At 68.1% G+C, this 8,098-nt stretch carries 6 protein-coding genes; 4 read left to right on the forward strand and 2 right to left on the reverse strand.

Features of this window, described 5'->3' with window-relative positions; genetic code table 11:
- From ASC93_RS31975 to ASC93_RS09410, 4 genes are all read left to right on the forward strand, one after another.
- A partial coding sequence (locus ASC93_RS31975) for an NAD-dependent epimerase/dehydratase family protein (RefSeq protein WP_229412661.1) occupies positions 1–502 on the forward strand: 502 nt, incomplete at its 5' end.
- A 12-nt stretch (positions 503–514) separates the two neighbouring features.
- Positions 515–1,462, forward strand: coding sequence for a polysaccharide deacetylase family protein (locus tag ASC93_RS09400; RefSeq protein ID WP_056440419.1), 948 nt, complete (start codon positions 515–517; stop codon positions 1,460–1,462).
- 106 nt (positions 1,463–1,568) lie between these two features.
- On the forward strand, positions 1,569–2,015 hold the full coding sequence (locus tag ASC93_RS09405; protein ID WP_267874940.1) for a peroxiredoxin: 447 nt from the start codon (positions 1,569–1,571) through the stop codon (positions 2,013–2,015).
- Positions 2,016–2,236: 221 nt separating this feature from the next.
- On the forward strand, positions 2,237–4,069 hold the full coding sequence (locus ASC93_RS09410; protein ID WP_056440423.1) for a PhoH family protein: 1,833 nt from the start codon (positions 2,237–2,239) through the stop codon (positions 4,067–4,069).
- 248 nt (positions 4,070–4,317) lie between these two features.
- Here the strand turns inward: ASC93_RS09410 and ASC93_RS09415 are convergent, their stop codons facing one another.
- The gene (locus ASC93_RS09415) at positions 4,318–5,118 is read right to left on the reverse strand and encodes a FecR domain-containing protein (protein WP_082547892.1); all 801 of its coding nucleotides are present in this window, start codon (positions 5,116–5,118) and stop codon (positions 4,318–4,320) included.
- On the reverse strand, positions 5,084–8,098 hold a 3,015-nt coding region (locus ASC93_RS09420), incomplete at its 5' end, for an S-layer family protein (protein ID WP_162251835.1). The genes ASC93_RS09420 and ASC93_RS09415, both read right to left, overlap by 35 nt.

Here is an 8,098-nt window from a genome sequence, read left to right on the forward strand (position 1 = left end):
TTCCGGCCTGGATTCGATCCACACGCCGAAGGAAGGATCGTCGCGCGTGCTGACGCAGTTCTTCGGCCACATCGTGCGCGGCGAACCGATCCAGCTCGTCGACGGCGGCCACCAGAAGCGCGCCTTCACGTACGTCGACGACGGCATCTCGGCCCTGATGAAGATCATCGAGAACAAGGACGGCCGTGCGACGGGCCAGATCTACAACGTCGGCAACCCGACCAATAACTACTCGATCCGCGAACTGGCCGACATGATGCTCAAGCTCGCCGCGGAATACCCGGAATACGCGGCCGGCGCCGAGAAAGTCAAGATCGTCGAGACCAGCTCGGGCGCCTACTACGGCACCGGCTACCAGGACGTGCAGAACCGCGTGCCGAAGATCGAGAACACGAAGAACGACCTGGGCTGGGCGCCAACCGTGACGATGGCGGACGCGCTGCGCGGCATCTTCGACGCCTACCGCGGCCAGGTCGCGGCGGCCCAGGCCCTCGTCGATTAAGAAGGACAGGCCTTGGCACCGCTGCTCGTCCTCAAGATCGACGTCGACACCTACCGCGGCACGCGCGAAGGCGTGCCCAATCTCGTGCGCATGCTGACGAAGCACGCGGCCGGTGCGACGTTCCTGTTTTCGCTGGGCCCCGACCACACCGGTTGGGCGATGCGGCGCGCGCTGCGTCCCGGCTTCTTCCAGAAAGTGTCGCGCACTTCCGTCGTCGAGCACTACGGCTTCAAGACGCTGATGTACGGCGTGCTGCTGCCCGGCCCGGACATCGGCGCGAAGACGGCTGCCGAGATGCGCGCCGTGCGCGATGCCGGCTTCGAATGCGGCATCCACACGTGGGACCACGTCTGGTGGCAGGACAACGTCCGCGGCCGCGACGCCGCCTGGACCGACCGCGTGATGAAGAAGAGCGAGCAGCGCTTTGCACAGGTGTTCGGCACGGCGCCGCGCACGTTCGGCGCGGCCGGCTGGCAGATGAACCAGCACGCGTTCGCGCGCCACGACACCGTGGGCTACCGCTACGCGTCGGACGGCCGCGCCCAACTGCGCGACGACGGTTCGCTGGCCGATCCGCAGGCGGGGCCGTACCGCTACCGCGGCCTGTCGCACATCCAGATGCCGACCACGCTGCCGACGCTGGACGAGCTGCTGGGCCGCGAGATCGACGGCGCCGTCATCGACGAGAACAACATCGCGGCGCACCTGCTCAAGCTGACGGCGAACCCGAAACGCGACCATGTGTATACCTTGCACGCGGAGCTTGAAGGACAGAAACTCGCCCCCATATTCGAGCAGCTGTTGTCAGGTTGGAAAGCCCAAGGCTACCAACTTGCGTCGATGGCGGACTATTATGAGAAGATAAAACAGGAAGCGCCGCAGTTGCCCGAGTATCCGGTGCAATGGGGCGAATTACCGGGACGGTCAGGGGAACTGATCATCCTCGATACCGTGGCATGAGCGCGGCTTGCCGGCCGCGCATCCCAGACAGGAGAAAACCGTGGCCGAAAGCCCAACCACAGCCCCCGCATCCGCCCTTGGCGCCGCCGCGCCTTCGGTCAACGAGGTGTTAGCCAACTTCAGCGCGCCGATGACCGGCGACCAGACCTTCGAACTGGACGGTCGTCCCGCGCGCTACACGGTGCTGTACTTCTATCCCAAAGACAATACCCCCGGCTGCACGACGGAAGCGATGAACTTCCGCGACCACCACGACGAGTTCACGGGCCTGGGCGCCGCCGTCTACGGCATCAGCCGCGATTCCCTGCGTTCGCACGAAAGCTTCAAGGCGAAACTGGGGCTGCCGTTCGACCTGATCTCCGACCCGGACGAAGCCGTGTGCACCCGGTTCGACGTCATGAAGATGAAGAATATGTACGGCAAAAAAGTGCGGGGGGTCGAGCGCAGTACGTTTGTCATTGACGCTGACGGCAAGTTGGTGAAAGAATGGCGTGGCGTGAAAGTCAATGATCACGTGAATGAAGTGCTGGATTTTTTGAAGAGCCAGCCTTGAAGAGCGGGCTGGCGATGGTTTCGACAAACCTTTAGCCGAGCGTTCGCCTATTTTGAGTCACCGTTTTACCTCACCGCATCATTCCAATCTGGCTGCCGGCCAGGGGCCCTCGTCCGGGCCCGCCGGCGCCTCGCAGCTCTCCCCAGTTGCATCTGTCTGCCCGGCGGCGCGCATGCGCCGCGTGGTGCGTTTTTCCGACTTTTTTCTAGATTGAGACCCTGATGCCACTGCCTAAATTACCCACCAAGCCGGCAACCATCCTGCTGGCCAAGGATTATCCCAGGGCCGAACCGGGCAAATCGCCTGTCCGCGCAGCCGCGAAGGCGGAAAACGACCCGGTCGAAGACCTGATCAGTGGCGCGGCCGTACCGGCCCCCAAGACCACGAAACCCCGCAAGTCGAAGGCCGCGCTGCTGGCCGAAGCGCCCGCGCGCGAAGACACGCCGGCAGGCGCGCCCGCGGTGGCAGCACCGGTAACGCCGCCTGCCCCCGTCCGCGCCGAAAAGCCCGCGAAACCGGGCAAAGCCGCGAAAGGCGGCGCCAGCGCCAAGCTGCGCGAAACGGACATGAACGAACCGCATCCGGCCAAGCACAAGCCGGTCGAGGTCAACGTCAAGTCGCAGGCGAGCCGCAAGGCCGACACGTCGGGCACCACGAAGGTGTTCGTGCTCGACACCAACGTCCTGATGCACGACCCGACCTCGCTGTTCCGCTTCGAGGAACACGACGTCTACCTGCCGATGATGACGCTGGAAGAACTCGACAACCACAAGAAGGGCATGTCGGAAGTCGCGCGCAACGCACGCCAGGTCTCGCGCACGCTGGACGCGCTGATCGCCAACGTCGACGACGAGGCCATCGAGACCGGCATCCCGCTGGCCAAGCTGGGCAACAAGGATGCGAAGGGCCGCCTGCACTTCCAGACGCGCCTGAACGGCGCCGCGCTGCCCGAGGGCCTCCCGTCCGGCAAGGCCGACAACCAGATCCTCGGCGTCGTGCGCGCGCTGGAAACGGAGCAGCCGGGCCGCGCGATCGTGCTGGTGTCGAAGGACATCAACATGCGGATCAAGGCGCGTGCCCTGGGCCTGGCCGCGGAAGACTATTTCAACGACCACGTGCTGGAAGACACCGACCTGCTGTACTCGGGCATCGTCCAGCTGCCGGACGACTTCTGGACGAAGCACGGCAAGGGCGTGGAATCGTGGCAGGAGATCAAGGGCGGCTATTCGTCCACGTTCTACCGCGTGACCGGTCCGCTGATCCCGAGCCTGCTCGTGAACCAGTTCGTGTACCTGGAACCGAAGAGCGGCGAGGCGCCGCTGTACGCCCAGGTCAAGCAGATCAACGGCAAGACGGCCGTGCTGCAGACCTTGCGCGACTATTCCAGCAACAAGAACAACGTGTGGGGCATCACGGCGCGCAACCGCGAACAGAACTTCGCGCTGAACCTGCTGATGAATCCCGAGGTCGACTTCATCACGCTGCTCGGCCAGGCCGGCACGGGCAAGACGCTGCTGGCGCTGGCGGCCGGGTTGGCACAGGTGCTGGAGACGAAGGTCTACAACGAGATCATCGTCACCCGCGTGACGGTGCCGGTCGGCGAAGACATCGGCTTCCTGCCCGGTACGGAGGAAGAAAAGATGTCGCCGTGGATGGGCGCCTTCGACGACAACCTGGAAGTGCTGATGAAGTCCGACGGCGACGCCGGCGACTGGGGCCGCGCGGCGACGCAGGACCTGATCCGCTCGCGCATCAAGATCAAGTCGCTGAACTTCATGCGCGGCCGCACGTTCGTCAACAAGTTCCTCATCATCGACGAGGCGCAGAACCTGACGCCCAAGCAGATGAAGACGCTCGTCACGCGCGCGGGTCCGGGCACGAAGATCCTCTGCCTCGGCAACATCGCGCAGATCGACACGCCGTATCTCACCGAAGGCTCGAGCGGCCTGACGTACGTCGTCGACCGCTTCAAGGGCTGGGGCCACAGCGGCCACGTGACCCTGGCGCGCGGCGAGCGTTCGCGCCTGGCGGATCACGCGAGCGACGTGCTGTAACGGGTCGACCGCCCAGACAAAAAGCCTGTGCGCCGGAAGGTGCACAGGCTTTTTTATTGTCCCGTCAATCGACCGCCCCGACGTTACCTCACCAACGTCATCCCCGCGCCCGACATTACTTCACCAACGTCGTCCCCGCGCAGGCGAGGACCCAAGCTCCGTCGCCGAAGCCGCGACATCCGCCGCAAACGCAGCGCACACAACCCGGATTCCCACCTGCGCGGGAACGACGATATTTGCCGTTGCGGTTACCTGACGATGCAATCCACGCCACCCTTCTGCGCCACCTCGCTGCGCGACGCAAGCGGCCCGCTGGCGGCGCCGTTGAACACCGGCGGCGGTTCGAACTTCAGGCCCGGATTCTGCGGGATGACGACGGGCGGCATGGTGAAGCTGGGCGTGTAGCCGAACTGGCCGGCCGGGAAGTTCTGCACGCCGCCGGCGTTGGTCACGACGATCATCCCTTCCAGCACCGCCACGTGCAGGCCGGGCGCCAGGTTCGGCGTCAGGCCGGGCGCCCCGTTGGGGACGGGCGTGGCCGCGCCAGGCACCGGCGGCATCGGTACGGACGCGTCGACCCATTGCGCGATGAACGTCGTGCCGCGGATGCCGATGGTGGCGGCCGGCGTCTTGAGCGAGAACTTCTCCTTGTTGCGCTTGCCCAGCAGGCCCGTGATCGAGCGCAGGCCGCCTTTCAACAGGCTGAACGCGGCGCTGTCGCCTTCCGGCTTGTCGGCCTCGTAGGCGAAGTTCTCGATCTTGAAGGTGGTGCCGGGACGCAGCGTGATCTCGCCGTTGTCGATGAAGCGGATCTGCGCGTACGTATTCTTTTCCGACACGAGCGTATCGCCGCTCTCGACCTCCGACTTGGCGGCCAGCACCTTGACGGTGCCGTCGGCCTTGCGGTCCAGCAGCGGGCCGCTCAGGTGCGCCACGACGCCCACGACCTGGCCCGCCCACGCCGCGCCGCCGGCCAGCAGCAGCGCGGCACCCAGCACGGCCCGGGCCAATGCCTCAATTGCAGTACATTTTGGTCGCAGGTTTTTCATTCTTCACTCCAGATAGTTCCGCTTGCGCCGGGCCGGACGCGCGTTCGCCCGGCTTGGCGGCCGAGGCAGCGCGGTCGTCCTTGGCGTCGCCGCCGCCGGCGGCGACGAGCACCGCGACCGCGGGGATGGTCGTATTGATGACCTGGACGGCCGTCTGCACCGCCTGGGCCACCGGCGTGCCCTGCGCGTTCTGGCCGGCGCCGCCGCTGCCGCTGAACGTCACGCAGCTGGCGTCGCCCGGATGGGTGCTGCAGAACGATGCCGTCGGCAGCACCGCCTCGCAGCCCGCCGTGCCCGGCGCCGCCGCACACAGGGCAAGCGTCGGCAGGCGCACGTCGCAGCCCTGCAGGCTCGGACTGCCGATGCATTGCGCCAGCGTCGGCAGCACGGCATCGCAGCCGGGCAGCTTGCTGTTGCCCTGGCATTGCGTCAGCGAGGGCAGGATGCCCGCACAACCCGGATCATGCGGGTTCGCGAGGCAGGCCTGGAAGCCCAGCGCCAGCACCTGCGTGCAGCCCTCGAGCGACGGCGTCAGCTTGCACACGTCCAGCTTGGGCAGGATGTCGCCGCAGCCGGCGCCGGACGGATTGGCCAGGCAGGCGTCGAAGCGGGCGCGCGCCAGCACGGGCGCGCAGCCGTAGGCGCTGCCGTCCGCGCGGCACTGGTCCAGCGACGGCAAGGTCGCCGCGCAGCCCGGCGCCGCCGGATTGGCGATGCAGGCCGTGAGGGCGTCGTGCAGCTTGATGACGGCCGAACAGCCATATGTCGCCGGATCGGTCTTGCAGACGTCGTAGACCGGCAGCGTCGTCGTGCAGCCCGGCGCTTTCGGGTCGAGGATACAGGCCGCGACCGCGTCGTGCGCCTTGATGACGACCGAGCAGCCGTACGTCGACGGATCGGTCTTGCAGACGTCGTAGACGGGCAGCGTCGTCGCGCAGCCCGGCGCGGCCGGGTCGAGCATGCAGGCGGTGATGGCGTCGTGTTCCTTGACCACGGGGGCGCAGCCGTCCGTGGTCGGATGGGCCGCGCAGGTGTCGTACGTCGGCAGCACTTCGCCGCAGCGCGGGCCGGACGGATCGGCCACGCAGGCCTGCAGCGCGGCCGCCAGCACCGGGCCGCAGCCGGCCGCGCTGCGGTTGGCGAGGCAGGCGTCCAGGGTCGGGGTCGGCGGTGGCGGCGGCGGCGGGGTCGCGGTGTCCGTGGTCTTGATGTCCACGTGCTTGCCAGTCACGGTGCCGGTCGCGATCTGGGTGGAGCCGGCCGTGATGCTGACGTTGCCGCTGACCGACATCACGTTGGCCTTCGCGTCGATGGTGAGGACGCCGCCGTTGTCGGCCAGCAGGCGCACGTTGCCGCTCGTCGTCGCCACGCGGCCCAGGATGGTCAGCGGGCTGTGCGTCGTGAGGCCGATGTCGCCGCCGTTGGTGCGCACTTCGCCCGCGCCGTTGGTCACATCGAAGGCCGGCACGGTCATGCCGCCCACGCTGTCGACCGCGATCGCGCCGTCGTTGCCGTCGCCATCCTGCACGGCCCGCGTGAGCTCGAGCTTTCCGGTGTTGGCGATGTTGATGGGCAGGGTGCCCGCCCCCTTGTTGGTCGCCGTCAGCGCGGCGGTGCGGGTGGTGAGCGGATTCGCCGCGGTGCCGATGCCGGCGCTGGAGGTCAGCACCAGCCTGGCGGCCTGCACGACGCCGGTGCCCGCGATGCCCGCCGCGTCCAGCATGGCGCTGGCGCCGGACACGCCGGCGTCGAGCGCCAGCGCACCGCCGCTGGCGATTTGCACGTCGGCGCTCGCGGCGCCGATTCCGGCCAGTCCGTCGACGGCACCGATGTGCAGGCCGCCCGCCGTATTCACCTGGAACAGATTGCCCGTGCCGGTGCCGGCCAGCGTGCCGATCGCATTGGCGCCCGTCAGCACGACCGCGCCGCCGCGCAGCGCCACGGCGCCCGCGCTGACCGTACCGCCCTTCTCGTAGATGCCGGCGTTCGACGTCAGCGCCAGCGTGCCGGCGACGCTCAGCGGCGCATCGATCGACAGGTAGCCGGCGCCGGCGTCGAGCGTGAGCTTCGCGGGCATGCCGCCGTCGGTGAGCGCGGTGGCGCCGACGACGTCGATGCCGCCCGCGCTGCCGGCGAGGCCGCCGATCGTGAGTTCGTTCGCCTTCACGTTGGCGAGCGCCGCCTGGCCGAGCACAAAGCCGTTGGCCGGGCCGTCGCCGCCGATGATCATGGGCATGTCCACGCTGTTGGGTTGCAGCGTGACGCTGGCGGCGGCCACGGGCGCGCCGATGGCCAGGCGGTCGGCCTGCAGCAGCACGGACTTCGATGCCGTCACGGCGCCCGCGACGTCGACCAGGCCGCCGCTCGCGTACTGGCTGGCGATGAAGCGGCTGGCGGCGTTCGCGGACAGGTCGACGGGCGCGCCGATGCGGATGTCGCCGGCGTTTTCCAGCACGACGTTCGTCGCGGCGCTCAAGCCGCCGTCGACCGTCACGGTGCCCGTGTGGGCGCTGTTGCCCACGTTGAGCTCATACAGGTTGGCGCTCAGGCGCTGCAGGGACGCGGCGTCCAGCACCAGCGCGTCCGTGGCGCCGGTCCCGGTGCCGATGCTGATGGCGCGGCCCGGATCGGTCGACGTCAACGTCAGCACCGGCAACTGGCCGTTGCCGGCGATCGTGCCGGCAAGCGTGACCTGGTTGGCGCTGACGTCGATGTAGTTGCCGGTCTTGAGGCTGCCGTTGGCGCCCAGCGTGAACGCGTTCCCGGCGCGGAAATCGAGGTCGCCGGCGGCGCTCACCGGCGCGTTGACCACGATGTCGTTGCCGGCCTGCGCGTGCACGCTGCCGGCCGTGTCCAGGGCGTCGGTGACGGTGAGATCGTGCTGCGCCTGCAGGACGACGTCGGTGCCGGCCGCCGTCAGCGTGGCGGGCGCCACGCGCGTGACGCCCGTCGCCGCGCCGGCGGATGCCGCCTTGACGTC

It is taken from the genome of Massilia sp. Root335 (assembly GCF_001425685.1).
Classification (GTDB): Bacteria; Pseudomonadota; Gammaproteobacteria; order Burkholderiales; family Burkholderiaceae_D; genus Telluria; species Telluria luteola.